Source organism: Aggregatibacter kilianii, assembly GCF_003129965.1.
Classification (GTDB): Bacteria; Pseudomonadota; Gammaproteobacteria; order Enterobacterales; family Pasteurellaceae; genus Aggregatibacter; species Aggregatibacter kilianii_A.
Genome location: NZ_NRCJ01000008.1, coordinates 26,244 through 51,018 on the forward strand (window position 1 = coordinate 26,244; position 24,775 = coordinate 51,018).

Below are 24,775 nucleotides of genomic sequence, written 5' to 3' on the forward strand. Positions count from 1 at the left end.
TCTCCTTAATGTCACTCATGAAATTTATTTGAACGGAATATAGCCTAACGAAGGTGCGGTTTGAATGCAAAAGAAAAGGGCGAAAATTCGCCCTTAATCTATGAATATTGCTGTTATTGCACCAACAAGTAGAAGTTACTATCGCCACGAACAATATTTAACGCAACAGCAGACGGTTTTTTATCTAATTCTTTGCGTAATTGTCCCAAGTTTTCCACTTTTTGACGGTTGATGCCGATGATGACATCACCTGTCTTTAGGCCTCGTTGTTCCGCTAAGGAACCGGCTTTAATTTTACCGATAGACACGCCTTTCAGGCCTTTCTCGTCATAATTATTTAATTCCGCACCGTCTAACGCCGGAAGTAAGTTGTCGGCACTGGTTTGGATTTTGTCGTCGGATTGCAACGTGACTTTCGTGGTGTTGGATTTACCATCGCGTAAATACGTCAGTTCGATTTCTTTGCCTGCGCCGGATGTCGCAATTTTTGCGCGCATTTCGGCGAAGCTGGAAATGGATTGACCATTCATTGCCGTGATCACATCGCCGGCTTTCAAGCCTGCTTTATCGGCGGCGGAGCCCGGAATAACTTCGCTGACGAAAGCCCCTCTTTTCGCTTCAATGTCGAAGACTTGCGCTAAGTCGGCATTTAATTCGCCGCCTTTAATGCCCAACATACCGCGACGGACTTCACCAAATTCAAGAATTTGGTGGACTAAGTTGTTCGCCATGTTGCTTGGAATGGCAAAAGCGATACCTGCATTGCCGCCGCTTGGGGAAATAATCGCGGTGTTGATACCGATGAGTTCGCCGTTTAAGTTGACCAACGGACCGCCGGAGTTACCGCGGTTAACCGCTGCATCGGTTTGGATGTAGTTTTCATACATGCCGCTATCGGACCCCATAGAACGGCCTAGCGCGGAAACAATACCGGAAGTCACAGTTTGACCTAAACCGAATGGATTACCGATCGCCACAGTGAAATCACCCACGCGTAATTTATCGGAATCGGCGATTTTAAGTGCGGTCAGATTTTTCGGTTTTTCGATTTGAATTAACGCCACATCAGACATTTCATCGGCACCGATGACTTTGGCTTTAAATTCACGACCATCATGTAATTGTACGGTGATTTTGTCTGCGTCTTTAATGACGTGATTGTTGGTTAAAACGTAACCTTTTTCCGCGTTGATGATTGCACCGGAGCCGATGCCTTTGAAGTTACGCGGCGCGCGCTCACGGTCGAACATATCCGGTCCAAAGAAAAATTTAAATTCTTCCGGAATATCGTCAAATTGTTGGGCGGAACGACCTTTTTGTTTGCCCTCTACAGAAATGGATACCACGGAAGGCAACACTTTTTCTAGCATTGGCGCCAAACTTGGCACTTGTTGCCCTTCAACAATAGCGGGAATTTCGGCTTGGCTTAACATTGGTGTGCTTAAAAGGCTCAATCCGAGCGCGATGCTTGTTAATACAAAATTGCGTTTTTTCATTAAAGTTGTTCTCCAATAAACGTAAATATACTCGAAATTTCCATGAGATTTCGGTAACTGCTAAGACAAAAAAAATCCTTGAATGTTCAGAGGCTTCAAGGGATTTTGCAGGAAAAAATAAAAAAAGTGCGGTCACTCTGGAAATTGAATTTTATGACCGCACTTATATTCATTTTTAGTTGAAAAAGCGGTTATTTCTCCGCTTTCAATAACCCGGAAGATCCTTCCGAATAATCTTTCGGTTGATCGTCGGCATTTTGCGGATTTAGCGGGTTGCCTTTGTCATCCAATAAATTGTGTTGGAACAGATCTTTATCGTTCAGTTCGGGCAGTAATTGGGTAGAGGATTGGGCAAGGTGTTGATACAGTTTTTGATAATCCTGCGCGAGGGATTTCAACAAGTCGGCACTTTCGGCAAAATGTTTTTCCAATTGTTGTTTTTGGCTTTCCAGTTGTTCTTTTGCGACGCGTAATTCCGCTTCGGTTTTCACCTGTTTTTTGGCGGATTCTTTGGTGATGCGTAATAAGAAATAACCGATAATAAAACCGACGACCAAACCGATTAACGCGGCTTGCCACATTTCAGTTGTCCAACTTTGCATAAAAATACTCCTCATTCTTTAGGGAAAACAATAGGCTAATCATAGCTTAAACGTTTTTATATTTCTATGTGTTAGATCACAGAACGGAAAATTTTACCCCAAATATTTACACAAAATAAAAAGGGCGAATTGCTTCGCCCTAAAAAACACGGAAAAAAACAACCGCACTTTACTGCCAATTTTCACGTTTTGCCTTTTGCAATTTGGCGTAAGCTGCCAGTAACTTTTGATGCTCGCTAAAGTTAGCGAGGGTTTCATCGCCGGCTGGCAGGTTGTAGAACGGATTTCCACCTTGAATAGCGCCCCACGCAAATGTCATAGCGTCTTTGCCGTACATTTTTTCGAATACCATGCGGTATTGTTGCGGTTCGCGGTTGCTATCCATGAATAATTCCAGGCTACTGATTAGGCAGCGGTAATAGTTGGCGCGTTCGGCGGTGAAGACGGAACTGTTCATGTTGTACGTCCAGTTCGCCCAATCCAGCGCCATTTCCAAGTCGCCTAAGGCAAGGTAAAGCATGGATTTTAATTCGCCGATGCGTAATGTCGTCCAGCCGCTGCCTTTCGGGGCGACGATGCCGATAAATTCGCGCACGCGGGTGGCGTCGTCAATGCCTTGCTCGTCCAACTCTTCCAAGAGTTCTTGATAGGTTTCTTTGTCGTGATGGAAGTGCGGTAAATCCAGCAGAATTTCGCGCCAGTCCATGCCCATGTTGCTGTTGGCATAAATTAGGTCGTCCGCCGGATAAATATCGGACATGCCCGGTACGATGATACGACAGGCATAAACGCCCAAATGGTTGTAATCCATAATGTACACTTCTTTGTTTTCCGCACGGAAAATCGCCATCAGGTTGTCGTATTCTTCGTGGGTGTCTTTACCGGAGAAGTTCCAGTCGGCGAAGTCGTAATCCGTGCTGTCTTTAAATAAATCCCAGGAAATCAAACCGCTGGAATCGATAAAATGGGTTTCCAAATTGGCGTGTTCGGCGACATCGTCGTTATTGAAGGACGGCGGGGCGAAAACATCCAAATCTTTTAAGCTGCGACCTTGCAACAGTTCGGTGACGGTACGCTCTAACGCCACTTGGAATTTCGGATGCGCGCCGAAAGAAGCGAAACAGGTGCCGTTAGTCGGGTTGAGCAAAATCACGCAAATCACCGGGTATTTGCCGCCGAGCGAGGCGTCATACGCCAGAATCGGGAAGCCTTCCTGTTCCAGTTTTTCTATGGAGGCTTGAATGGACGGGTAACGCGCCATCACCTCTTGCGGAATCAACGGCAGGCTGGTGGCTTCGGCGATGATTTTATTTTTCACATAGCGTTCAAACACTTCCGATAAACCTTGCACGCGCGCTTCAAATCGGCTGTTGCCGGCGGACATACCGTTGGAAACGTAGAGATTGGAAATGATGCTTTGTGGGATATATACCGCCTGCTGATCCGATTGGCGCACATAAGGCACGGCGACAATGCCGCGCTCGTAATTGCCCGATTGCAAATCCACCAACAGTTCAGGGGTAAGTTCCTGATTCGGATCGAAATGCTCGAATAAATGATCGTCTAAAATGCCTTGTGGCAACAGGGCTTCGTCTTCGATAGGGAACCATTTTTCATTCGGGTAATGCACAAAATCGCCGTTGGCGATGTCTTGTCCTAAATAGAAATCCGTCCAGAAATAGTTGGTGGAAAGACGCTCGAAATATTCGCCCAGCGCCGACGCCAACGCCGCCTTTTTGCTGGCGCCTTTGCCGTTGGAGAAACACTGCGGGCAATCTTTATCGCGAATATGCACAGACCACACGTTCGGCACCGGATTCAACCACGAGGCTTCTTCAATATGAAAGCCAAGTGCGGTCAGTTTTTGTTGAAACTTTTCAATACTTTCCTCAAGGGCGGCATCTTTGCCGGGAATAAATGTTTGTTGTGTCATTGTTGTTCCTATATTTGACGTATTTTCTTCTTTAATAGCAAAGAAGAATGTTAAGTTTTTCCTCTCGCCTGTTTACGGGAGAGAGACAGGCTTCAAGTGCATTTAGCACTTGAAGCCAGAGAGAGGGGAGGATAACTGAATTAAACCGGCAACCCCGCCAGCACCGCATAACCCTCTTGGATACCATGCACAAGGTAATCGGTGTCTGCCTCAATAAACGCCGCCTGTCCTTGTTGCAAAGTGAGTTTTTGCTGCGCACCTTTCAGCGTGATTTCTCCGTCCATCACAAACAGAATGGTGCCGTTTAAAGTGCGGTCGGAAAATTCGGTGTTTTTTGCGTAGCGCAAATTACTCAACGCAAAATCGTCAATAGGAGTTGAGTAAGTAAAATAAACCGCATCCTCTGGTGCCGGGGCGATCACTTGCGGGATGACTTCACGGCATTCGATAACCTTCAATAACTGTTCAATATCAACGTGTTTCGGCGTCAAACCGCCACGAATGACATTGTCGGAACAGGCCATGAGCTCGATATTTTGCCCGCGTAAATAGGCGTGCGGAATGCCTGCCGCCTGAAAAATGCCTTCACCGACGTGTAAATTGACGATGTTGAACAAGTAAAAACTCATCAGCCCCGCATCCAGCTTATCACGGGAAATATTCATGGCGTGCAGGGTATAAAGCACCCAATAATCGGGATCCTGCATGGCGAGTTGATTTTGTGTGTAAGCCTGTTGCTTCCCGTCAATAATCGGCAAAAGCCAGTTTGCCAGTTGAGCCTGTTTTGCCAGCATAATCTCGGCGTAAAAGTCCGATAAATTTTGTGACGCCAGTTTTGTTGCCAAATCCGCCAATGATGGGCGTTGACGTAAGGTTTCCAGAATTTTTTCTTTAGTTTTGAACCCGTGTAACAGCCAGAAATCGGACAGCGCGATCATCATTTCGGGCTTATGATTATCGTCTTTGTAAGTGCGTTTTGGATCGTTCAACGCGATGCCCGCTGCATTTTCCTGCGCAAAGCCGATTTCCGCTTGCTTTTTAGTCGGGTGTAACTGAATAGAAAGGGGATTGGCGACATCTAAAATTTTGAACAAATAAGGCAGATTTTCGCCGAACAAGCGACGACTTTGCGTCCCAAGTGCGGTCGGATTTTTCTGTAAAAAATCACCCAGCGACATTTCACCTTGCTCGGTGAGAACCTGTGACGGCGCGGAAGGGTGTGCGCCGAGCCAATATTCGGCGTAATGTGCCAGCGTTTTGTGGATGTGCAATAAATTCGGAATGTAATTTTCGCCCCCCCACGCATAATGTTGAAGACTGCCCTTAAGCGGATAAATGCCTGCCATGATGTTCTCCCGGATTTCTGTCAGATAAGAGGCGCATTCTAGCATATTTTATGCCTGAGGGTTGAGGTGGCGATATTTTTCTGTGGGAACTTTTGTCGGAAGGAAAGAGTCAAAACTATGCCTTTTCGGTAATTTATCAGCCATCATGATTAACCTAGGAGACATTAAAATGGCGCAAGGACATTACGAATTAAAAGTAGCAAAAGACGGGCAATTTATGTTCAACCTGCTTGCTACAAATGGACAAATTATTTTAACCAGTGAGCTTTATAAATCTAAAGCCTCCGCACAAAACGGCATTGCCTCCGTACAGAAAAACGGTGTGGAGGCGAAAAACTTTGAGTTCCGTACCACAAAAAATGATCAACCGTATTTTGTATTAAAAGCGGCAAACCATCAGGAAATCGGTCGCAGCCAATATTATTCTTCGCAAGCTGCTGCACAAAAAGGCATGGAATCCGTGATGAACAACGCGTCCAGCGAAGTCATTAAGGATCTGACCGCATAACATACAATAATAAATAGATTGGGATTGTCGGCACTTCGGTGCCGATTTTTTTGTCTTGAATTTAGTTAAAAACTAAAGATCTTCCGCCTGCTTCAACGCTTCTGCCGGTTGTAAAAACGCCGGGATTTTTGACCGCTCTTTTTGCGGGTTGAGGATTAACGGGTAGGTGCGTTTTTGCGCTACCATGACGATAAGCGGGGAAAACCAACCTGATTGTCGATCATGTAACGCCAAATATTGCTGTGCCAGAATGTCAAAACTCAATAATTCCAACCAATCCGCGACGCGCCAGGCGCAGTAGTGACGGAGCGGAAATTCGTCCAATTTGCGCTTAAACAGAAATGAACTGAGCGGATTAAACAGGCTGAGAAATAAATAACCGTCGTCTGTCAGAACGCGATGCGCTTCGCGCAAAATCTGGTGTGGATCCTGCGCAAAATTCAGGGTATTGGTTAAAATACAGGCGTCGATTTGTTGCTCCACAAAGGGCAATTCCGTGAGTTTGCCTTGCACGACGGAATGATACTCGCTTAAAAGTGCGGTAAGATTTTGAGGTGTTTTTTCATTGAGACTGATTTGGTGGCGTAGAGGTAAATCGCATTGAATTTCGGCGCTCAAGCCGCCGATTTTCAGAATTTGATAGCCGCAAATTTTTGTAAACCAAGGCGCAAAATAGTCGCTTAATGCGTTACAATACGCGCTTCCGTTGGGAAGTTGTTGCCAGCCGGTCGGCATCGCCAGCGACTTTTCATATTTAGCACGCCACATCATGGTAACTCCGAGGTTCTATGTTAATTCCGATTCCTGCCTTAAATGACAATTACATTTGGCTTTATGCCCGAGATAATTTGCCGCCGTTAATCGTTGATTTACCGGAATGCGAAGCGTTATTCCGATTCTTGGATACCCGTCAGTTAACGCCGGAGGCGGTATTGCTGACCCATTTGCATGACGATCACGTTGGCGGTGTCGGCGAGTTTAAAGTGCGTTATCCGAATGTGCCGATTTACGGACCTGTCGAATGCGCCGACAAAGGCGCGACGCACATCGTTAATGAAGGGGACATTAACACCGAACATTATCGAATTCAAGTGTTGCCGGCGGCGGGGCACACGGCGCAGCATGTGGCTTATTTAACAGATGGGCATTTATTTTGCGGCGATGCGTTATTTTCCGCCGGGTGCGGGCGGGTGTTTACAGGCGATTACGCCGCCATGTTCGCCGCCATGCAACGTTTTGCCCGTCTGCCCGACGACACCGTGGTTTGCCCGGGGCATGAATATACCTTGAGCAACCTGAAATTCGTGGAAAGCGTTTGGGGAAACCAAAGTGCGGTGGAAAATCAGCGCATTTGGGTGGAACGCCAACGTGCCGCTAATCAACCGAGCGTGCCGAGCACTATCGGCTTGGAAAAACAGATTAATCCGTTTTTAACGGCAACGGATTTGGCGCAATTTACCCAATTGCGCAAAGCCAAAGATCATTTTTAAGGAATCAGATGAGTCGTAAACAAAATTCCAAATTATTTTTAGTGTTGTTGCTCGGGGCATTATCCGCTTTCGGGCCGTTTATTCTGGATTTGTACCTGCCCGCCTTGCCGCAAATCAACCAGTATTTTCAGTCTTCAACGGCGTTGACGCAGGTGACGCTCACCTCGGCGATGATCGGGTTGTCGGTGGGGCAGTTATTTTTAGGACCGATTAGCGACAAATACGGGCGTAAAAAACCGCTGATGATTTCGCTGACTTGCTATATTGTCAGTTCGATTTTGATTGTCTTCGCGCCGAATATGGAAAGCCTGATTGTTTTGCGTACGTTGCAAGGCTTGTCTTCTGCCGGCAGTGTCGTGATTTCCCGCGCCATTGCCACGGATTTATATCGCGGTCGCGAAATGGCGCGCTTTTTTGGCTTGTTAATGTCAGTGAATGGTTTGGCGCCGATCATTTCGCCGATTATCGGTAGCTTTTTGCTGCAATTCGTGGATTGGCGCGGTATTTTTGTGGCATTGACTTTATTGGGTGTCCTCCTGATGATTGCGGCGATCCCGTTGAAAGAATCTTTGCATGAACAAGATCGTTTATCAGGCAATATTTTGCATACGTTTTCGCCGTTTAAGCTCATTGCCAAAAATCGCACATTCATGACGTTTGTGACGTTACAATCTTTCCAGTTCGCTTCCTTTTTTGCTTATTTAGCCTCATCGGCGTTCATTTTTCAGGATTTTTACGGCTTAACTGCCTTACAATACAGCTTGTGTTTTGCCGTTAACGGTGCGGCGATGATCCTCGGCGTGAACCTGAGTAACCGCATGAAAAGCCGTCAGGCGTTGGACATTGGCGTGTTTGGCTTGTTGGCGACGGTCATTTTTATCTGCGCCATGTTGCTGTTGCAAGCTAACGTGTGGTTGGTGGAAGGTGGCTTTTTAGTCATGTTGTTATGCACCGGTTTTGTGTTGCCGAGTTCTTCCGCCTTGGCGATGGAATCCGAACGACAATATGCCGGCAGCGCCTCCGCCTTGTTGGGCTTCTGTCCGTTTTTCTTGGGCGGGGTGGTGTCACCTTTGGTGGGATTGGGCGATATTTTCGTCGCCACGTCTGCCGTGTTGGTGGGTTTCGCCGTATTGGCGTTCGTCACTTATTTGACCATACGCAATAAAATCGCAGATTGATAGCCGATCCGTATCGCTTCAATTTGCTCAAAAGCGGGCAATTCAGCTAGAATATGCCCGTTTTTATTTCTCTCTTTTCTTTTTTCCGTGGGACGAATTTTAGCCGCATTTCTCTTTTCAGCATAAAGTGCGGTTGGTTTTTCATGTATTTTTATGACGATTCTAGTTCTGGGTATCAATCACAAAACCGCTTCCGTGGCGTTACGGGAAAAAGTGGCGTTTTCTGACGAAAAGCGCGCTTTTGCCTTGCGCCATATTCGGCAAATTCAACTGGCGGAAAGTGCGGTGATTTTGTCCACCTGCAACCGAACGGAAGTCTATCTGCATAACAAAAGCGTCCCGCCGCAAGACACCCAAAGCTGGATTACACAAGCCGTGCAATGGTTCGCCGACATTCATCAACTGGATTTGGCAGAGTTGCAACGTTGCGTTTACACCTATGAAAATTTGTTGGCAGTCAATCATTTAATGGAAGTGGCTTGCGGTTTGGATTCGTTAATTTTGGGCGAACCGCAAATTTTGGGGCAGGTGAAACAAGCCTATCAACTGAGCGAACTGCATTACCAACAGGCACAGCAAGCCATTTCCGGCGAATTATCGCGGTTGTTCCAAAAAACCTTCGCCACCGCCAAACGGGTGCGCACGGAAACTAATATCGGCGAAAGCGCGGTATCCGTAGCGTATGCCGCGTGCAGCTTGGCGCGCCAAATTTTTGAATCTTTGCGCGACCTGACGATTTTATTAGTGGGCGCCGGTGAAACCATTGAGCTGGTCAGTCGTCATTTATTGCGTCACGGGGTAAAAAACTTATTCATCGCCAACCGCACGTTGGCGCGCGCCGAAGCGTTAGTGGAAAAACTCGATTCAACAGCGAAGATTCAAGTCCTTCCCCTGGAACAGTTGCAGCAGGGCTTGAATCAGGCGGACATTGTCATCAGTTCTACCGGTAGCCCGCATATTCTGATTAGTCGTGATATGGTTGAGACGGCACAAATTGCACGTAATTATCGCCCGATGCTGCTAGTGGATATTGCCGTACCGCGCGATATTGAAGAAAGTGCGGTGGATTTGGATAGCGTTTATCATTACACGGTGGACGATTTACAAAGCATCATTCAGCACAACCTGAATCAACGGGAACAGGCGTCGGAGCAGGCAAAAGCCATTATTCGGGCGGAATGCGCCGATTTCTTCGAATGGCTGAAGGTTCATCAATTTTCCAACTTGATTCGCCGTTATCGTGAAAGTGCCGAGCAAACCCGTCAGGATTTATTGGAAAAAGCCATGGTTTCCTTGCAACAAGGAGAAAATGCCGAACAGGTGTTGCAGGAATTGAGTTATAAATTGATGAATAAATTGATTCATTCACCGACTCAAGCCATGCAAACCATGGTAAAAACCGGCAATGCGACGGGCTTGCAAACCTTTTCAAAAGCCTTGGGAATGGAACAAGAATAGCTATTTCCAATTGCTCAAATTCCTTTTAAAATAAGCCAACTTATCTTTGCGGGAGAAAAAAATGCGAGAAAATCCTCAAATCGCGAATGTTGACCTAGTGAAACAAATGAATAGTGCGGTTGTGTATAAATTAATCGATCAGCAAGGTCCTATTTCCCGTATCCAAATTTCCGAAATCAGCCAGCTTGCGCCGGCAAGTGTCACCAAAATCACCCGTCATTTACTTGCTCGCGGTTTAATTAAAGAAGTGGAGCAGCAGGAATCCACCGGCGGCCGTCGCGCAACGTCCATTGTGGCGGAATATAAGAATTTCCGTGCTGTTTTAATTGGCATCGGGCGCGAACATTTAACCTTGGCAATCATGGATTTATCGACAAAATTGCTGAAAAAAGAGGTGTTCACACTGCCGAGTCACCAAACGCCACAGGAATTCGAGCAGTTTTTGTTCCGGCATTTAGATGAATTTATTCAAGTTAATCAAAAACGCGGTAGTGAATTTATTGCTATCGGTATTACCGTGCCGGGCTTTGTGGACGTGAAAAGCGGCATGATCGAACAAGTGCCACATTTTGAATTAAATGAGCCTTGGGACTTGGCGAGCCATCTTGCAGAACGTTTCAATTTACCGACCTATATCGGACATGATGTACGTAGTTTGGCGCTCGCCGAGCATTATTTCGGTGTGACGAAAGATTGCTATGATTCTCTGTTATTACGTATTCATCGCGGGGTTGGTGCGGGGATTGTGATTAATCATGAAGTCTTTTCCGGCTATAGAAAAAATGTCGGTGAAATCGGGCATATTCAGGTGGATCCGTTGGGTAAGCGTTGTATGTGCGGGAATGTCGGCTGCTTGGAAACTGTGGTAAGCAATTCGGCAATTGAAAATAAAATGTCCGAATTGCTGGAGGATGGTTATCAAAGTAAATGGCTTTCTTTGGAAGCTCATGATATTGAAGCTATTTGTAAAGCCAGCAATAAACAGGATGCTGTCGCGACGGAGCTGATTGAGCATGTGGGCGTACAAATCGGGCGTGTGTTGGCGATGAGCGTGAATATGTTCAATCCGGAAAAAATCGTGATTTCCGGTGAAATTACCCAAGCCAAAAACGTGTTGTTTGCGGCGATTCGTCGCACGTTGGAAAGTCACGCATTGCCGGCGTTCGTACAAAATACGCCGTTGGTCGCGTCGGAATTAAGCAATGAAGATGTGATCGGCGCTTTCGCCTTAGTTAAAAGAGCCTTATTTGACGGCAGTTTGTTGCGTCGTTTAATCGAAGAATAAATGCACAAGATAGTGTTCGTTCAAAATTAGTGCGATTTGCTTAATCTCTATCCGAATGTTTTAATTTTATTTATTTTCCGAAAAAAATGGTTGACGAGTAGGGGCAATATCCGCATAATACGCCCCGCAAAGTCAATGAGATGGTTGCAAATAAATGGCTATGTAGCTCAGTTGGTTAGAGCACAACACTCATAATGTTGGGGTCACAGGTTCGAATCCCGTCATAGCCACCATATTTGCGGGACTGGCGAAATTGGTAGACGCACCGGATTTAGGTTCCGGCGCCGCGAGGTGTGTGGGTTCAAGTCCCTCGTCCCGCACCATTCATTTCGTTGATAATCAATATAGTTATTGGGGTATCGCCAAGCGGTAAGGCACCGGGTTTTGATCTCGGCATTCCTAGGTTCGAATCCTAGTACCCCAGCCACCTTATTTTCATCTATATATCAAAACCTAATCTTAAATTCATTATATTCAGGCAACAAAAAAGCCATCAGCGGTTTTCTGAATGGCTTTTTTCGATAGTAGCGGAATTAAGCTAAAATTTTGTCTAATTCTTTACTCACATCTTCTACTTTTTGCGTACCGTCTAAGCGGAAATATTGCGTGTTACCCGCTTTGGCTTCTGCTTGATAGTAATCCACCAACGGTTTAGTGGTGGTGTGATACACTTTCAAGCGGTCTAATACGGTTTCCGGCTTATCATCGGCACGGATAATCAAATCTTCACCGGTCACGTCATCTTTGCCTTCCACTTTTGGCGGGTTGTAAACGATGTGGTAAGAACGGCCGGACGGCTGGTGTACGCGGCGACCGCTCATACGTTCTACAATCACTTCATCCGGTACATCAAATTCCAGCACATAATCAATGGCGATACCGGCGGATTTTAACGCGTCCGCTTGCGGAATGGTGCGCGGGAAGCCGTCAAGCAAGAAGCCTTTGGCACAATCAGGTTGTGCAACGCGTTCTTTGACAAGAGAAATGATTAAATCATCCGGCACCAATTGACCGGCATCCATCAGGGTTTTGGCTTGTTTGCCTAATTCGCTGCCCGCTTTAATGGCGGAACGTAACATATCGCCGGTAGAAATTTGTGGAATGGCAAATTTGTTCATAATAAATTGGGCTTGCGTGCCTTTGCCTGCGCCCGGTGCGCCTAATAAAATAATTTTCATGTTGTCCTCTTGTAAGATAAAAGTGATCGAAAAAACACTTGAAAAAACAACCGCACTTTTTATTGAATCGCAGAAAAGTGCGGTTGATTTTTACGATGTTTTTATGTGTTACGTATGGTTGCTTAATTCCTTAAAAATGTCAATCGACGGATTTCGCCGCCACCGCTTTTTCGTTCCATGGGGCGACCCAAAACAGGCAGATCATTCCCGGTACGGCGAGGAATAAACAAATCCAGAAGAAATCGTAATAGCCGACGGATTTGACCAAATAGCCCGATAACATGCCGAGGCCTTTGCTTGGTAAGGCGGATAAGCTGGTGAAAAGGGCTAATTGGGTTGCGGTGTAAAGGGGATTGGTTTCCCGCGCCATAAAGGCAACAAAAGCGGCAGTGCCTAAGCCGACGCCAATATATTCGGCGGCAATGACGAAGCCGAGTTTCCACAGTTCGACGGAGGTGATTTGAGCAAAATGCCCAAAGCCGGCAAGCCACACGAAGCCGCCGATGGTGATTAGTTGCACTAAGCCAAAGACCCAGAGCGCTCGATTAATGCCGAGCTTGATCATAATTACGCCGCCGACAAGCCCTGCAGAAATACTCGCCCAGAGGGAAGTGCTTTTTACTACCAGAGCGATGTCTTCTTTGCCGAAACCCATGTCGTAGATAAATTTGGTTTGCAACGTGGTGGCAAAGGAGTCGCCGAATTTATACAGAAAAAGAAACAGTAAAAAACCGAATGCTTGCGCCACGCCTTTGCGTTGAAAAAATTCCTGCAAGGGGACCCAGAAGGCGAGATAGAAAGGTTGATTGCGATCCGGCATGGGAATTTTCGGTTCTTTGGCGAGAAATAAGGTCATAAATAAGCCGAATAGCATGCAAAGTGCGGTCCATAAAAAAACCGTTTCCCAAGGATAGAGGGTGGCGAGATACAAGGAAAGCCCGCCGGGAATTAAGCCCGCCACACGGTAGGCATTAATATGAATGGTGTTACCTAAGCCCAATTCGCTATCGGTTAAAATTTCGCGGCGATAAGCATCAAGCACGATGTCCTGCGTTGCCGAGAAAAATGCAATAAGAAAGGCAATATTTGCCACGATGCTCAATTGGCTGCGCGGATCAAATCGGCTAATGGCATAAAGTAAAATCAATAACGCAATTTGGGTGATTAACAGCCAGCTACGTCGCCGTCCTAGAAAGCTTGGAAAGTAGCGATCCAACAACGGCGCCCATAAAAATTTTAAGCCGTAGGGTAGGGTGACGCCTGTCACTGCGCCGATGAGCTCAATGGAAAGCCCTTTGTCTGTTAGCCACACGGGCAGCATTTGCAATAGCACAAATAGCGGCAAGCCGGAGCTAAAGCCGGTAAACACGCAAATCAGCATGTTGCGGCTGAAAATTTGCTGGGTTAAGGAAGGTTGGGAGGTTTGAGACATAATCAATTATTCGACGGCGATTTCTTTAATGCGCAGTTCATCGCCGCTTTGGCGTTGTAAATGCACGCTGCCGCAATTCGGACAGGTGCTGTTATTAGCTTGAATTTCAACGAATTGTTTGCAATCCCAACACCAAGCCTTGGCGGGAATCGGGATTAAATGGAGTTTGCAGTTTTCCGCCGGCGTGCCTTTGGATGCCATTTCAAAGCCGAATTCTAAGGCACTCGGTTCAATACAGGAAAGCGCACCAACCTCAAGCCAGAGGTCGGTGACTTTATTGACATTGTGTTGTTTGCATTGCTGCTCAACAATTTCAATGATGTTTTGGCACAGCGATAATTCGTGCATGGAATCAATCCCGATAGCCTTTCGGGTTATTTTTCTGCCAATTCCAAGTATCTTTCATCATTTCTGCCAAGCCGCGCTCCGCTTTCCAGCCCAATTCTTTGGCGGCTAAACCCGGATCGGAATAGCAAGTGGCAATGTCGCCGGGGCGGCGATCAACCAATTTGTACGGGATTTGAATGTTATTCGCCTGCTCAAAGGCTTTCACCATGTCTAATACAGAATAACCTACGCCCGTGCCTAAGTTATAAATATGCAAACCTGCATCGTCTTGGTGGCGACCTAAGGCCTTAACGTGCCCGATAGCCAAATCTACCACATGAATATAATCGCGCACGCCGGTGCCGTCGTGGGTATCGTAATCGCTACCGAATACGGAAAGTTGCGGCAATTTGCCGATAGCCACTTGGCTGATATAAGGCAACAAGTTATTTGGAATACCATTCGGATCTTCACCGATTAAGCCGCTCGCATGTGCCCCCACCGGGTTGAAATAGCGCAAAATCGTCATGCTGAATTTCGGCTCGGCTTTGGCAATATCACGCAGAATTTGTTCCACCATATATTTAGACGTGCCATACGGATTGGTAGTGCCGCCCACTTCACAATCTTCGGTAATCGGGATGACTTTCGGATCGCCGTAAACGGTGGCGGACGAACTGAACACAAAATTCCACACGCCGGCTTTTTTCATTTCCTGTACCAGAACCAAGGAGCCGGTAACATTATTCAAATAATATTCCGCCGGTTTTTGTACGCTTTCGCCCACGGCTTTTAAGCCGGCAAAATGAATAACGGAATCAATTTGATTTTCTGAGAAGATTTTTTGCAGTAAGGCACGATCTAAAACATCACCTTCATAAAATTTAACTTTTTTACCGGTGATTTGCTCAACGCGCTCTAAGGATTTCGGTGAGGCGTTACAAAGATTATCTAAAACCACCACATCTTTGCCTGCATTTAATAATTCCACGACAGTATGCGAACCGATATAACCGGCACCGCCGGTGACTAAAATGGTCATAATTTCTTTCCTTGTTGCATGAAATAACTGCGGGCTAGTATAGCCCTTTTTGCCGGTGAAGCAAAATCGCGAAAATTGGTGTTTTATTAGTATGAATAAATTTGTTTTTAAATAAGCGTAGAATAATTGCTTATTTTATTCAGAATGAATAAAATTCATCTCCCTCTAAACTTACTATAATTAAGGAACCTAAAAATGAATTGGTATTTACACGTATTAAAAAACTATGTCACTTTTAATGGCAGAGCGAGACGAAAAGAATATTGGATGTTCTGCTTATTTAGCTTCATTGTGAGTATTATTTTAGGCGTTATTGATCTTGTACTGGGATTATATAGTTCAACTCTTAATATGGGCATATTGGGTGGAATTTACTCATTGGTCGTTTTCCTCCCTGGACTTGCGGTGAGTGTGCGTCGTTTACATGATACGGACAGAAGCGGTTGGTGGATTTTGTTATGTTTCATTCCAATCATCGGCGTAATTGTTGTACTTGTCTTCATGTGTTTTGACAGTCAACCAGGCACAAATCGCTTTGGGGATAATCCTAAAGAACATGCCGTTTCCAACACGGTTGCAGAAAAAACTAGTCTCATCAGTTAATGGTCATAAGGGTTAACCGAAAGGTTAGCCCTTTTGTGTGATATTTTGCGCAAACGTTTACTTATTCAACGTTTTCGGTAAAATACCGCCCTCAATTTTCTCTATCATTAAAGGTAATTTTTCATGTCATCTTCTCAATCCACCGCTTTAGAACAACGCTTTGAGTTGACTAAACGCGGTTCCACCGTGCGCAAAGAAATTATCGCCGGTTTAACCACTTTCCTTGCTATGGTGTATTCCGTGATCGTCGTGCCGAATATGTTAAGTGCGGCAGGATTTCCGGCCGAATCTGTTTTCATCGCCACCTGTTTGGTCGCGGGGCTTGGTTCCATTTTAATCGGCTTTTGGGCGAATGCGCCGATGGCGATCGGCTGTGCCATTTCCTTAACGGCATTTACTGCGTTCAGCTTGGTTATCGGGCAAAAAGTGAGCATTCCTGTCGCCTTAGGTGCGGTCTTTTTAATGGGTGTTTTTTTCACGTTGATTTCCGCCACGGGCATTCGCGCTTGGATCTTGCGTAATTTACCGATAGGCATTGCGCACGGCGCGGGTATCGGTATCGGTTTATTCCTGTTGTTAATTGCGGCAAACGGTGTCGGGCTTGTGGTTGGTAACCAAGCGGGCTTACCGGTGAAATTGGGTGAATTTGCTTCCTTTCCTGTCATGATGTCTCTCATCGGTTTGGCGTTAATTGTCGGCTTGGAAAAAATGCAGGTTAAAGGTGGTATTTTATGGGTCATCATCGCCATTACCATTGTCGGCTTGATTTTTGATCCGAATGTGACGTTTAACGGCAAGATTTTCAAAATGCCGTCTTTTGGTGAAGACTCCTTGTTCTTAAGATTAGACGTGCTCGGTGCGTTACAACCGGCGATTTTACCGGTGGTGTTCGCACTCGTGATGACTGCCGTGTTCGACGCCACAGGCACGATTCGCGCCGTTGCCGGACAAGCGGATTTGCTGGATAAAGAGGGTCAAATTATCAATGGCGGCAAAGCCTTAACGTCCGACTCCGTGAGCAGCCTGTTCTCCGGTATTTTCGGTACGGCACCGGCAGCAGTGTATATCGAATCCGCCGCAGGCACCGCAGCAGGCGGCAAAACCGGGATCACCGCCATCGTGGTCGGCGTATTATTCCTGTTAATGCTATTCTTCCAACCCCTTGCTTTCTTAGTACCAAGCTATGCTACCGCGCCTGCGTTGATGTATGTGGGTTTATTGATGTTAAGTAATGTCAGCAAATTGGATTTCGACGATTTTGTCGGCGCCATGAGCGGCTTGATTTGCGCGGTATTTATCGTACTCACCGCGAACATCGTAACCGGCATTATGCTGGGCTTTGCCGCGTTAGTGATTGGACGTATCGTAAGTGGCGATTTCAAACGTTTAAATGTCGGCACCGTGGTTATCGCCGTTGTCTTAGTGGCGTTCTACGCTTGCGGCTGGGCGATTTAATTCCGCTCCCTAAATACAAATAAAGGCGCAGTAATATGCGCCTTTTATTTTTCCTTAATCTTGAAAAACAGTAAAAAAACCGACCGCACTTTGCAGCTTTTCGCCGTAGAAAATCAGCGGAATCCGTTGCCGTTGCCAAGGCGGTACGTTCAGCTGTTGCCACACTTTTTTGATGTCTTGATTCACGCCCTGTCGCGTTAATTTCACCTTGCCCGAATAACCGAAACGGATCCAAACTGCCGTCTCCTCTAAGGGTAAACTAAGGCTTGTTTTATGTTCCAAGCCGTTTTCATCACGCCAAAGTGCGGTCATTTTTTCCGGTGTTTTTTGCAGTAGCAACGAGCCCAAGTTGTCGGGCAATAGAATCGTTTCATTCAATTTTGCCGCAATACTTTCTGATGAAATATCCGCTAAAACTGGTGTGAGAAACAGCCTGTTTTGATAACGGCGCACTACTTTATCTTCCAAGCGAAATTGCGGTTGCGCATCGGCTTTGGCAAAAATAACATCGGAAATCATCTGTTCCAATTGCACCAATGAAGGCATGGCGAGCCCCCAATCCTGCAGCCATAAACGCAATAACGCCCGCTGTTTCACGGCGGAATAGTCGGCAAAGTGTTGCAGCTTAAAAGTGCGGTCATTTTTCTCCACGTTTTTTTGATATTCATCCGCCAACAATTCATTGAGTAATTGCTGTTGTTCATAACAATGTTGCGCGGAACGTTGTACTGCCGAATCAAAATGCGCCCAGCGTTGGCGCAATTCGGGCAACACCACATTGCGCAGAAAATTGCGCTCATATTGGTTGTCTGCGTTGCTTTCGTCTTCAATCCAACTTAGCCCCTGTTGTTGCACGAATTCGAGTAATTGTCGGCGACTGAAATTCAACAACGGACGGAAAATCGGCACGCCGTAAACTTGGCTTTGCGGTTGCATTGCGCTCAATCCCTGTAAGCCGCTGCCCCGTTTTAGGGCAAGGAAAAAGGTTTCCGTCTGATCTTGTTGATGATGTGCCGTGGCGAGCCACTCGTCGGGCAAAATCTGCTGAGCAATGGCTTCATAACGCGCCAGACGGGCGCCTGCTTCAATGCCGTTTTCCGTGCCGACTTCGACACGTTGAATTAACAAGGGAATATTGAATTGTCGGCAAATTTGTTGGCAGTGGGCGGTCCAATCGTCGGCGTTCGTGCTTAATCCGTGGTGAATATGGATGGCGCGTAGCTGAAAGTGCGGTCGATTTTCACGGTATTTTGCAAATAAAGCGAGGAGCGCGGTGGAGTCTAAGCCGCCGCTAAACCCGATAAGAAATTGCGTTTGGTTTGGGGCGAGCCGTTGTAGTTGTTGTGAAAAGGATTCGAGCAGCATAGGCAGATAAAATTTCCTCCCGAATATCGGGAGGAAGTTGGAAACTAGGCGATTTTTTGTGCTTTATAGTGGCTGCGCGGGTGGATGATGAGGTCGCGGGCGGCAATAATTTGTAATTCATATTCGCCGTGTTCCAGAGTGGTTTGCATGACATCATTCACTGCGTTTGCCATGTGTTCAAAGGCTTCCACATCGGATTTGCCGTTGAGTAAGTTGGCTAAGAATAAGCCGGCAGTTAAATCGCCCACGCCCACCGGTTCGCGATCGAATGGATGCAACGGGCGGGATACGTGCCAAGTGCCCTGTTCGGTGGCAAGTAGCATTTCAAATTGCGAGGCGTCTTTGCCCACTTTGCTTAGGTGTTTAACCAACACTTTTTTCGGCCCTTTCGCTAAAATCGCTTTCACTGCCGCCAGTGCCTGTTCAAAATTTTCTACCGGTAAACCGCTTAATTCGCGTAGTTCCACCAGATTCGGCGTAATAATATCCGCTTCCGAAATGATGTTAATTAACCCCTCACGTACACCATCGGCAACAATACAGCCTTTGTCAGGATGACCCATGACAGGATCGCATAAATAAAGTGCCTTTGGATTGATACCTTTAATTTTGTGCACGGCGTTGACGATTTCGTCGATTTGCTCGGCGGATCCTAAATAACCGGAAACCACGGCATCGCATTTGTGTAATGCGTCGATGTCTTCAATGCCGCGCACGATTTCGCCGATTTGTTCTTTTGGAATGACGATGCCCGTCCACTTGCCGTATTGGGTGTGATTGGAAAATTGCACGGTATTTAACGCCCAAACGTCAACACCGAGCAATTGCATCGGGAAGGTTGCCGACTTATTGCCGGCATAGCCGTAAACCACATGAGACTGAATTGAAAGTACATTTTTCATTGTTATTTTCTCCTTTTAAAATCCCTTTAAAGACAGCAAATACGGTTTTTATAATGATTTTTTAGACGTAACCGTAGCTCATTAAGCGTTGATAACGACGATCCAGCAGATGTTCCGCATCTAATACTTCCAGATCCGCTAAATCTTTCAGCAAGCGTTTTTTCAGATTTTGCGCCATTTCTTCATAATTTCGGTGCGCACCACCCAGTGGTTCGGGAATGATGTTATCGATTAAGCCGAGTTCTTTTAAACGATTGGCGGTCAAGCCCATAACTTCTGCTGCTGTGGAGGCTTTGTCCGCGCTTTTCCATAAAATGGAGGCGCAGCCTTCCGGGGAAATGACGGAATAGGTGGAATATTGCAACATATTGACTTTATCGCCCACGCCGATAGCAAGTGCACCACCGGAACCGCCTTCACCGATAACGGTACAAATGACCGGCACTTTTAACGTGGACATTTCACGTAAGTTGCGCGCGATGGCTTCCGATTGTCCGCGCTCTTCCGCGCCAACGCCGGGATAAGCCCCCGGGGTGTCGATGAACGTGATAATCGGTAATTTGAAACGTTCTGCCATTTGCATTAAACGTAACGCTTTGCGGTAACCTTCCGGTGCGGGCATGCCGAAGTTGCGTTTCACTTTTTCTTTTACCGTACGACCTTTTTGGTGTCCGATAACCATCACCGGTTTGCCGTCTAAACGCGCTAAACCGCCGATAATGGCTTTATCATCGGCAAAGGCGCGATCGCCGGCAAGCTCATCAAAATCGGTGAAAATATGTTCGATATAGTCAAGAGTATAAGGACGATTCGGATGGCGGGACATTTTGGATACTTGCCACGCATCTAAATTTGCAAAGGTTTTTTCGGTTAATTCAATGCTTTTTTTCTGTAAACGGGCAATTTCATCATCAAGATTAATGTCATTATCTTGACCCACAACAGAGCGTAATGATTCGATTTTTGCTTCAAGTTCGGCAATAGGTAATTCAAAATCTAAGTATTCTTGACTCATTGGGTTATTCCTGGTTTTGTGAAAAATTTGCCCCGCACTTTAACAAGATTTTAGTGTAGGCGCAATTAAACTGGACATTTTATGTGTTTTTTTCATAAATACCATAAAAATTAATCTGGTTACACCAGCCAACGCTATGTAATTTCAGGTAATTTATTGTTATTTTTAAAGAAATATTTGATGAGAAAATTAATGAAATATATTTTGCAACATGATTGACAATCCGCTAAAACGATTTTATGATGTATTCACTTTCTAAATAAGATGTTTGAAAGTCAGGATTGGTCTCCTGAAATAAGCGGCTAAGGTATAAAACGCTTTTAGTATGAGTTTTATGTCGCACACTACAAAGCATCATCATCTATCAATGGTGGACTAGGTAGAAATCCGCAGGGATGCGACGCAGTAAACCGCTTACTGTTAAGACCAATTCTGCTTAGTTCACCACCTAGTCTCACGTTTCATTTCTTTCCCCAATATCAAACTTTGTTACCTTAAATTTTCACGTTTTGTGCCATAAATAAAATAGGCACGTTTCCGTGCCTAGTTAACTTTAACTCAACTGTTATTTAGCTCCATTGTTGGGCATTTGAATAAAGGGGACGGTACTGTTCGGGAGCATCGTTTCCGGTAGTTTGCCATCCCATCTTTCCGCGGCGGTGAGGGAAACTAACTGTTGGTTTTCTCTTAACGCTTCACCTTTAGCTTTAATTGCTTGCGCTTCCGCTTCACCTTGCAATTTTACTTTTTCTGCCTCTGCACGCGCTTGGATAATCTGTGCATCAGCTTCAGCCTGCGCTTGTGTACGAATAATTTCCGCTTCTTTTTGCGCAATCGTTAATTGGCGTTCCTTTGTTTGAATTTCAATATTCTTCTGCATAGATAATTCAATGCCTTTTTCATAGGCGTCAGAATATTTAATTTCAGAAAGCTGCACGCTGTTTACGCTGATAGGCTGACCTTCCAATGCTTTTCTGATGTTGTTTTGTAAGGTATCGGACAATCTGGCGCGCTCAGTGATACTGGTTTGCACCGTAAATTGACCGAATGTGGTTTCTACCTGAGAGCGCACGCGTGGCTCAATAATTTGAGTGACCATGTTTTCAATGGTGCGATAGCGATCGTAAACGCCGATGGGATCCGTCACATTATAGGTAATGGTTAAGGCGGCATTTACCGATTGCTGATCCCGTGTATACGCATTTAAACCATGTCCCACTTCACCATCGTTACGGCGCGTACCAAAGGACAGAGATTGATCGCGGGTAGAAATCGTAATAAGACTATCAACAACAGGAATTTTGAATCCCAAACCGGCATCAACTACCCGAATGGTTTCACCGAAACGACGGATAACGCCTTTTTCGCCGGCATCTACGGTAAAGTAAGAATTCAGTGCAACAATGACGGCAATTGCACCTAAAGCAACAAAACCGTATTTTTTTACAAATGCTTTTGAATTTTCGACAGAATTAGGTTTTAACATAGCGATTCCTTAATAAATGAAATAAATATGACGAGACTGATTGTGCAAATAGTAGTTAATTACAAGTTTGGTGTAAATAGCTTTGATTATACAATTAAATAAAAAGAACCCCTGAGTATTCAGGGGTTTAATTATATTTTACGGGTGAATTATTCCCACTCGATTATTTATCGGCGGAATAATGCAATGATTTATCAATGAATAAAATTGATATTGTTTATTCTATACCGTCATTTTTACCGTCGTTGGAAGAAAATGACATCAAGAACGTTCAGCAAGCCAAGTATCAATATCAGATTTTCTCCACGCTACACGCCCCATGGACGCTTTAACACTTTTGGGGAATTTACCTTGTTTCATCATACGCCAAATTGTTGTGTCGCTCAAGCTGGTGACTTCAATCACCTTAGCTTTACTTAGCAGTGTTGGTTGTTGTTCCATTATTATTCTTCTCCATCTTTATTTCTTTAAGATATCCGGCACTTCAACGACTTTTAACTGTTCCGGTTTTACATCTTTATATTTGATCCAATACTGAACTATTTCTAACGCTTCTCCTTGAGTTACGGTTCCACGCGTCTCCATAACCACATTCCATTCTCGTCGAAATTGGCATTCAAGCACAATATAGCGTTTGCCATCTATAACCTGTAATTCTTGTCTAAAGAACATTGCAACCTCTTTCTATAAGCCAAATTTTAAGACGAAAAGCCATTTCATCTTCTGTGAGTTTCTGACGATGCCATTTTTCAAAAGCTGCTGATAGCCAGATTAAAGCTAAGGCTTCAATTATTAACCATTCAACACTCATATTTACTCCAATAAAAAACCTCACTGTAAAAAGTGCGGTCTTAATCAACTAACACCATTAATAAACAACAACCAATGCGTATTATTTAGCCTGCCGGATTTATGTCCAATAATCGGTGTTACTCCAATTGCGGATAAAATCTCTTTTGCCGTGATTTGCGTTTCGGCCCACTTAAAAATAAGTGAGCCGCTGTCATCAAGCACCCGCATGCACTCATCAAAACCGCCTTTAACTAAGTGCAGCGGGTCAAAAATAACGCACTTAAATGATTTATCGGGGTGCGGCATATCTGTAAAATCATGGATTACATCTGGCTCTATTTTTAATAGCCGCCCATCGCATAGCGTACTCTCAAACGTGCGGTTATCCGCAAATAAAACATGCGGATTTTGCTTGTCAAAATAAAACATCCGACTACCGCAGCACGCATCTAAAATTGGTTTATAACTCATGCCATCTCCAAATAATCATTAATCCTTTTGCCGATCCATCGCATGACCGGAACACACGGAAAGCTCATAAAACCTAACAAAAAAAGACCGCACTTGGCGGTCTGTTGTTACTCTTGATACGGCTTGCCTGTTAGCATCTCAATGACTTGGATTACGTCGTCTCTTGACTTGTAATACACGCCCTCATCAAGCTCTATCCCACTCGGCATTGTGTGACCCACACCATACCCTCCAGTTTCTGGCGGAATGGCTAAATACCACACCTCGCTATCTCCGTCGTAAGTCGCTTTAGTTAGCGGCTTCGGCAGTTCACGTTTAGGCTCCAGAACTGGTTCCGGCTCGCGCCACATGCCGACGATATTTGCGTCGTCAATTTGTGTATGTTCCGACCGCCCGTCAATACCCCATAGGATGCATTCCTCGGTGTCGTCGCAATTTATGTAATAACCCATTAAGCATAGGTTATCTTTACTGTTTAATTTTTTGACTACAAAGGCTTTTGTATTATCTTGCAATACCACCGGCTCGCCAGCCAGCGCCCTATCCAAATCAAACGGTTCGGGCTTGTCTTGCCACAAGCCAACTACATTACTTACACTGTCTCTGGATTTTTTAAAATCATCATCAAGCCAATCATGCGATATGATTTGATAGCCATCACTCCGGTCATTTATATAGACAAAGAGATTGCAGTATTTATTTATATCCCTGTCGGATCTAAAAACAAGTTTGCATTTGCCCCCGTCGCGGGAAACGCCCCATGCCCCGTTTAAAATCGCTTGTTTTTCTTTTTCGTTTAACATTTTCCCTCCGTTTTTATCTATGGAAGCTGTGGGAGCGGCATCCAGTGTGTCGCTGACAGATTAACGCGTCTGTCTGAATAAATCACACAGCCGTAATCATCGCGGTACGCCAATCCCGTTGTAATGTAGCGCTCTCCATCTTTAGTGACGCAACAAAGCAGGATTGTTGTATCAAGCGGCGGTAGATATTCTGCGAGGTCTATCCATCCGTTATTTTCGGTTGTCATTTTTGCCTCCGTTATGCGGTTTTAAATCCACCACCGGCAACACCGTTAGTGGGATTGGTTGTTTATAGCTGCGTGTTGCTTGTTGATTGCGGTTTGTCCATTTAACAAACTCATTTGCAGCTTCCATTGCTTCTTTTGGGTGATGTGCCGACATTGCGATCCGCGTAATATCGCTGCGCAACTCACTGTCAAACAATACCCAATATTCTTTTGCCGCCTTGATTGCGGATAACGCGCCGGAGGAAATCCCGCTATTAATCCGCGCATAAAAAAACGTCGTAAATATGTCTTTAAAGTGCGAGTAGCTGATACTTATATCAATCTTGTTCATAATTCACCTTAAAAATTGGCCGCACTTTTTACGGTGCGGTCGCGTTGAAC

The 24,775-nt window shown here is 45.4% G+C and carries 27 protein-coding genes and 3 tRNA genes; 10 read left to right on the forward strand and 20 right to left on the reverse strand.

Going from position 1 to position 24,775, the window contains the following annotated elements:
* Positions 1-113: 113 nt before the first annotated feature.
* From DK430_RS07180 to manA, 4 genes are all read right to left on the reverse strand, one after another.
* Entirely contained in the window at positions 114-1,496 is a 1,383-nt protein-coding gene (locus DK430_RS07180; RefSeq protein ID WP_109078412.1) for a Do family serine endopeptidase, read from the reverse strand.
* A gap of 191 nt (positions 1,497-1,687) precedes the next feature.
* Entirely contained in the window at positions 1,688-2,098 is a 411-nt protein-coding gene (locus DK430_RS07185; protein WP_109078413.1) for a Z-ring associated ZapG family protein, read from the reverse strand.
* A gap of 169 nt (positions 2,099-2,267) precedes the next feature.
* Positions 2,268-4,031 carry a 30S ribosomal protein S12 methylthiotransferase accessory factor YcaO gene (gene ycaO / locus DK430_RS07190; RefSeq protein WP_109078414.1) on the reverse strand — a complete coding sequence of 588 codons (1,764 nt, stop codon included), beginning with the start codon at positions 4,029-4,031 and terminating at the stop codon, positions 2,268-2,270.
* A gap of 140 nt (positions 4,032-4,171) precedes the next feature.
* The gene (gene manA, locus DK430_RS07195) at positions 4,172-5,377 is read right to left on the reverse strand and encodes a mannose-6-phosphate isomerase, class I (RefSeq protein ID WP_109078415.1); all 1,206 of its coding nucleotides are present in this window, start codon (positions 5,375-5,377) and stop codon (positions 4,172-4,174) included.
* 169 nt (positions 5,378-5,546) lie between these two features.
* Between manA and DK430_RS07200 the strand changes: the two genes are divergently transcribed.
* Positions 5,547-5,885, forward strand: a complete 339-nt coding sequence (locus tag DK430_RS07200) for a YegP family protein (protein ID WP_109078416.1) — start codon at positions 5,547-5,549, stop codon at positions 5,883-5,885.
* A 72-nt stretch (positions 5,886-5,957) separates the two neighbouring features.
* On the opposite strand, the gene DK430_RS07205 is transcribed toward DK430_RS07200, so the two are convergent.
* Entirely contained in the window at positions 5,958-6,653 is a 696-nt protein-coding gene (locus DK430_RS07205; protein ID WP_109078526.1) for a class I SAM-dependent methyltransferase, read from the reverse strand.
* A 20-nt stretch (positions 6,654-6,673) separates the two neighbouring features.
* Here DK430_RS07205 and gloB point away from each other — a divergent pair, with 20 nt between their 5' ends.
* The 7 genes from gloB (at position 6,674) to DK430_RS07240 (ending at position 11,723) form a co-directional block, all read left to right on the forward strand.
* The gene (gene gloB / locus DK430_RS07210; RefSeq protein WP_109078417.1) at positions 6,674-7,375 is read left to right on the forward strand and encodes a hydroxyacylglutathione hydrolase; all 702 of its coding nucleotides are present in this window, start codon (positions 6,674-6,676) and stop codon (positions 7,373-7,375) included.
* An 8-nt stretch (positions 7,376-7,383) separates the two neighbouring features.
* Positions 7,384-8,553, forward strand: a complete 1,170-nt coding sequence (locus DK430_RS07215; RefSeq protein ID WP_109078418.1) for a multidrug effflux MFS transporter — start codon at positions 7,384-7,386, stop codon at positions 8,551-8,553.
* A 153-nt stretch (positions 8,554-8,706) separates the two neighbouring features.
* Positions 8,707-10,011: a glutamyl-tRNA reductase gene (hemA, locus tag DK430_RS07220; RefSeq protein WP_109078419.1), complete on the forward strand. Its 1,305-nt coding sequence runs from the start codon at positions 8,707-8,709 to the stop codon at positions 10,009-10,011.
* A 61-nt stretch (positions 10,012-10,072) separates the two neighbouring features.
* Positions 10,073-11,296 carry an ROK family transcriptional regulator gene (locus DK430_RS07225; RefSeq protein ID WP_109078420.1) on the forward strand — a complete coding sequence of 408 codons (1,224 nt, stop codon included), beginning with the start codon at positions 10,073-10,075 and terminating at the stop codon, positions 11,294-11,296.
* A gap of 156 nt (positions 11,297-11,452) precedes the next feature.
* Positions 11,453-11,529 (forward strand) — tRNA-Met (locus tag DK430_RS07230).
* Positions 11,530-11,534: 5 nt separating this feature from the next.
* A tRNA-Leu gene (locus DK430_RS07235) sits at positions 11,535-11,619 on the forward strand.
* Between the two features lie 29 nt (positions 11,620-11,648).
* A tRNA-Gln gene (locus DK430_RS07240) sits at positions 11,649-11,723 on the forward strand.
* 106 nt (positions 11,724-11,829) lie between these two features.
* Here DK430_RS07240 and adk read toward each other — a convergent pair.
* The 4 genes from adk to galE all read right to left on the reverse strand — a co-directional run bounded on the left by adk (position 11,830) and on the right by galE (position 15,275).
* Positions 11,830-12,474, reverse strand: a complete 645-nt coding sequence (adk, locus tag DK430_RS07245) for an adenylate kinase (protein WP_109078421.1) — start codon at positions 12,472-12,474, stop codon at positions 11,830-11,832.
* 139 nt (positions 12,475-12,613) lie between these two features.
* Entirely contained in the window at positions 12,614-13,906 is a 1,293-nt protein-coding gene (locus DK430_RS07250) for an MFS transporter (RefSeq protein ID WP_109078422.1), read from the reverse strand.
* A 6-nt stretch (positions 13,907-13,912) separates the two neighbouring features.
* The gene (hypA, locus tag DK430_RS07255; protein WP_109078423.1) at positions 13,913-14,254 is read right to left on the reverse strand and encodes a hydrogenase maturation nickel metallochaperone HypA; all 342 of its coding nucleotides are present in this window, start codon (positions 14,252-14,254) and stop codon (positions 13,913-13,915) included.
* A 4-nt stretch (positions 14,255-14,258) separates the two neighbouring features.
* Positions 14,259-15,275, reverse strand: a complete 1,017-nt coding sequence (galE, locus tag DK430_RS07260) for a UDP-glucose 4-epimerase GalE (protein WP_109078424.1) — start codon at positions 15,273-15,275, stop codon at positions 14,259-14,261.
* Between the two features lie 195 nt (positions 15,276-15,470).
* Between galE and DK430_RS07265 the strand changes: the two genes are divergently transcribed.
* Complete coding sequence (locus tag DK430_RS07265) at positions 15,471-15,878, forward strand: DUF805 domain-containing protein (protein WP_109078425.1); 408 nt, start codon at positions 15,471-15,473, stop codon at positions 15,876-15,878.
* Positions 15,879-16,001: 123 nt separating this feature from the next.
* Complete coding sequence (locus DK430_RS07270) at positions 16,002-17,333, forward strand: NCS2 family permease (protein WP_109078426.1); 1,332 nt, start codon at positions 16,002-16,004, stop codon at positions 17,331-17,333.
* Positions 17,334-17,387: 54 nt separating this feature from the next.
* Here DK430_RS07270 and tilS read toward each other — a convergent pair whose 3' ends face one another.
* The 11 genes from tilS to DK430_RS07320 form a co-directional block, all read right to left on the reverse strand.
* Positions 17,388-18,698, reverse strand: coding sequence for a tRNA lysidine(34) synthetase TilS (gene tilS / locus DK430_RS07275; protein WP_109078427.1), 1,311 nt, complete (start codon positions 18,696-18,698; stop codon positions 17,388-17,390).
* A 44-nt stretch (positions 18,699-18,742) separates the two neighbouring features.
* A complete protein-coding gene (gene pdxY / locus DK430_RS07280; protein WP_109078428.1) occupies positions 18,743-19,600 on the reverse strand; it encodes a pyridoxal kinase PdxY in 858 nt (285 codons plus the stop codon).
* Positions 19,601-19,661: 61 nt separating this feature from the next.
* Positions 19,662-20,615: an acetyl-CoA carboxylase carboxyl transferase subunit alpha gene (gene accA, locus DK430_RS07285; protein ID WP_109078429.1), complete on the reverse strand. Its 954-nt coding sequence runs from the start codon at positions 20,613-20,615 to the stop codon at positions 19,662-19,664.
* 565 nt (positions 20,616-21,180) lie between these two features.
* Entirely contained in the window at positions 21,181-22,101 is a 921-nt protein-coding gene (locus tag DK430_RS07290; RefSeq protein ID WP_109078430.1) for an SPFH domain-containing protein, read from the reverse strand.
* A 261-nt stretch (positions 22,102-22,362) separates the two neighbouring features.
* Positions 22,363-22,542: a helix-turn-helix transcriptional regulator gene (locus DK430_RS07295; RefSeq protein ID WP_005579223.1), complete on the reverse strand. Its 180-nt coding sequence runs from the start codon at positions 22,540-22,542 to the stop codon at positions 22,363-22,365.
* 18 nt (positions 22,543-22,560) lie between these two features.
* The gene (locus tag DK430_RS07300; protein WP_109078431.1) at positions 22,561-22,773 is read right to left on the reverse strand and encodes a hypothetical protein; all 213 of its coding nucleotides are present in this window, start codon (positions 22,771-22,773) and stop codon (positions 22,561-22,563) included.
* Positions 22,763-22,912, reverse strand: a complete 150-nt coding sequence (locus DK430_RS13175) for a hypothetical protein (protein WP_162616820.1) — start codon at positions 22,910-22,912, stop codon at positions 22,763-22,765. Before DK430_RS13175 ends, DK430_RS07300 begins: the two co-directional genes overlap by 11 nt.
* 44 nt (positions 22,913-22,956) lie before the next feature.
* Positions 22,957-23,364, reverse strand: coding sequence for a methyltransferase (locus DK430_RS07305; RefSeq protein ID WP_109078432.1), 408 nt, complete (start codon positions 23,362-23,364; stop codon positions 22,957-22,959).
* A gap of 107 nt (positions 23,365-23,471) precedes the next feature.
* On the reverse strand, positions 23,472-24,167 hold the full coding sequence (locus DK430_RS07310; RefSeq protein WP_109078433.1) for an HP1-YO09 family phage-derived protein: 696 nt from the start codon (positions 24,165-24,167) through the stop codon (positions 23,472-23,474).
* A 17-nt stretch (positions 24,168-24,184) separates the two neighbouring features.
* On the reverse strand, positions 24,185-24,394 hold the full coding sequence (locus DK430_RS13465) for a DUF551 domain-containing protein (protein WP_109078434.1): 210 nt from the start codon (positions 24,392-24,394) through the stop codon (positions 24,185-24,187).
* Positions 24,378-24,725 carry a hypothetical protein gene (locus DK430_RS07320; RefSeq protein WP_109078435.1) on the reverse strand — a complete coding sequence of 116 codons (348 nt, stop codon included), beginning with the start codon at positions 24,723-24,725 and terminating at the stop codon, positions 24,378-24,380. Before DK430_RS07320 ends, DK430_RS13465 begins: the two co-directional genes overlap by 17 nt.
* Positions 24,726-24,775 lie beyond the last annotated feature (50 nt).

Bases quoted from the DNA above. Each gene is read 5' to 3' on its own strand.
- DK430_RS07180 (WP_109078412.1), bottom strand. From the start codon at position 1,496: ATGAAAAAACGCAATTTTGTATTAACAAGCATCGCGCTCGGATTGAGC.
- DK430_RS07185 (WP_109078413.1), bottom strand. From the start codon at position 2,098: ATGCAAAGTTGGACAACTGAAATGTGGCAAGCCGCGTTAATCGGTTTG.
- ycaO (WP_109078414.1), bottom strand. From the start codon at position 4,031: ATGACACAACAAACATTTATTCCCGGCAAAGATGCCGCCCTTGAGGAA.
- manA (WP_109078415.1), bottom strand. From the start codon at position 5,377: ATGGCAGGCATTTATCCGCTTAAGGGCAGTCTTCAACATTATGCGTGG.
- DK430_RS07200 (WP_109078416.1), top strand. From the start codon at position 5,547: ATGGCGCAAGGACATTACGAATTAAAAGTAGCAAAAGACGGGCAATTT.
- DK430_RS07205 (WP_109078526.1), bottom strand. From the start codon at position 6,653: ATGTGGCGTGCTAAATATGAAAAGTCGCTGGCGATGCCGACCGGCTGG.
- gloB (WP_109078417.1), top strand. From the start codon at position 6,674: ATGTTAATTCCGATTCCTGCCTTAAATGACAATTACATTTGGCTTTAT.
- DK430_RS07215 (WP_109078418.1), top strand. From the start codon at position 7,384: ATGAGTCGTAAACAAAATTCCAAATTATTTTTAGTGTTGTTGCTCGGG.
- hemA (WP_109078419.1), top strand. From the start codon at position 8,707: ATGACGATTCTAGTTCTGGGTATCAATCACAAAACCGCTTCCGTGGCG.
- DK430_RS07225 (WP_109078420.1), top strand. From the start codon at position 10,073: ATGCGAGAAAATCCTCAAATCGCGAATGTTGACCTAGTGAAACAAATG.
- adk (WP_109078421.1), bottom strand. From the start codon at position 12,474: ATGAAAATTATTTTATTAGGCGCACCGGGCGCAGGCAAAGGCACGCAA.
- DK430_RS07250 (WP_109078422.1), bottom strand. From the start codon at position 13,906: ATGTCTCAAACCTCCCAACCTTCCTTAACCCAGCAAATTTTCAGCCGC.
- hypA (WP_109078423.1), bottom strand. From the start codon at position 14,254: ATGCACGAATTATCGCTGTGCCAAAACATCATTGAAATTGTTGAGCAG.
- galE (WP_109078424.1), bottom strand. From the start codon at position 15,275: ATGACCATTTTAGTCACCGGCGGTGCCGGTTATATCGGTTCGCATACT.
- DK430_RS07265 (WP_109078425.1), top strand. From the start codon at position 15,471: ATGAATTGGTATTTACACGTATTAAAAAACTATGTCACTTTTAATGGC.
- DK430_RS07270 (WP_109078426.1), top strand. From the start codon at position 16,002: ATGTCATCTTCTCAATCCACCGCTTTAGAACAACGCTTTGAGTTGACT.
- tilS (WP_109078427.1), bottom strand. From the start codon at position 18,698: ATGCTGCTCGAATCCTTTTCACAACAACTACAACGGCTCGCCCCAAAC.
- pdxY (WP_109078428.1), bottom strand. From the start codon at position 19,600: ATGAAAAATGTACTTTCAATTCAGTCTCATGTGGTTTACGGCTATGCC.
- accA (WP_109078429.1), bottom strand. From the start codon at position 20,615: ATGAGTCAAGAATACTTAGATTTTGAATTACCTATTGCCGAACTTGAA.
- DK430_RS07290 (WP_109078430.1), bottom strand. From the start codon at position 22,101: ATGTTAAAACCTAATTCTGTCGAAAATTCAAAAGCATTTGTAAAAAAA.
- DK430_RS07295 (WP_005579223.1), bottom strand. From the start codon at position 22,542: ATGGAACAACAACCAACACTGCTAAGTAAAGCTAAGGTGATTGAAGTC.
- DK430_RS07300 (WP_109078431.1), bottom strand. From the start codon at position 22,773: ATGTTCTTTAGACAAGAATTACAGGTTATAGATGGCAAACGCTATATT.
- DK430_RS13175 (WP_162616820.1), bottom strand. From the start codon at position 22,912: ATGAGTGTTGAATGGTTAATAATTGAAGCCTTAGCTTTAATCTGGCTA.
- DK430_RS07305 (WP_109078432.1), bottom strand. From the start codon at position 23,364: ATGAGTTATAAACCAATTTTAGATGCGTGCTGCGGTAGTCGGATGTTT.
- DK430_RS07310 (WP_109078433.1), bottom strand. From the start codon at position 24,167: ATGTTAAACGAAAAAGAAAAACAAGCGATTTTAAACGGGGCATGGGGC.
- DK430_RS13465 (WP_109078434.1), bottom strand. From the start codon at position 24,394: ATGACAACCGAAAATAACGGATGGATAGACCTCGCAGAATATCTACCG.
- DK430_RS07320 (WP_109078435.1), bottom strand. From the start codon at position 24,725: ATGAACAAGATTGATATAAGTATCAGCTACTCGCACTTTAAAGACATA.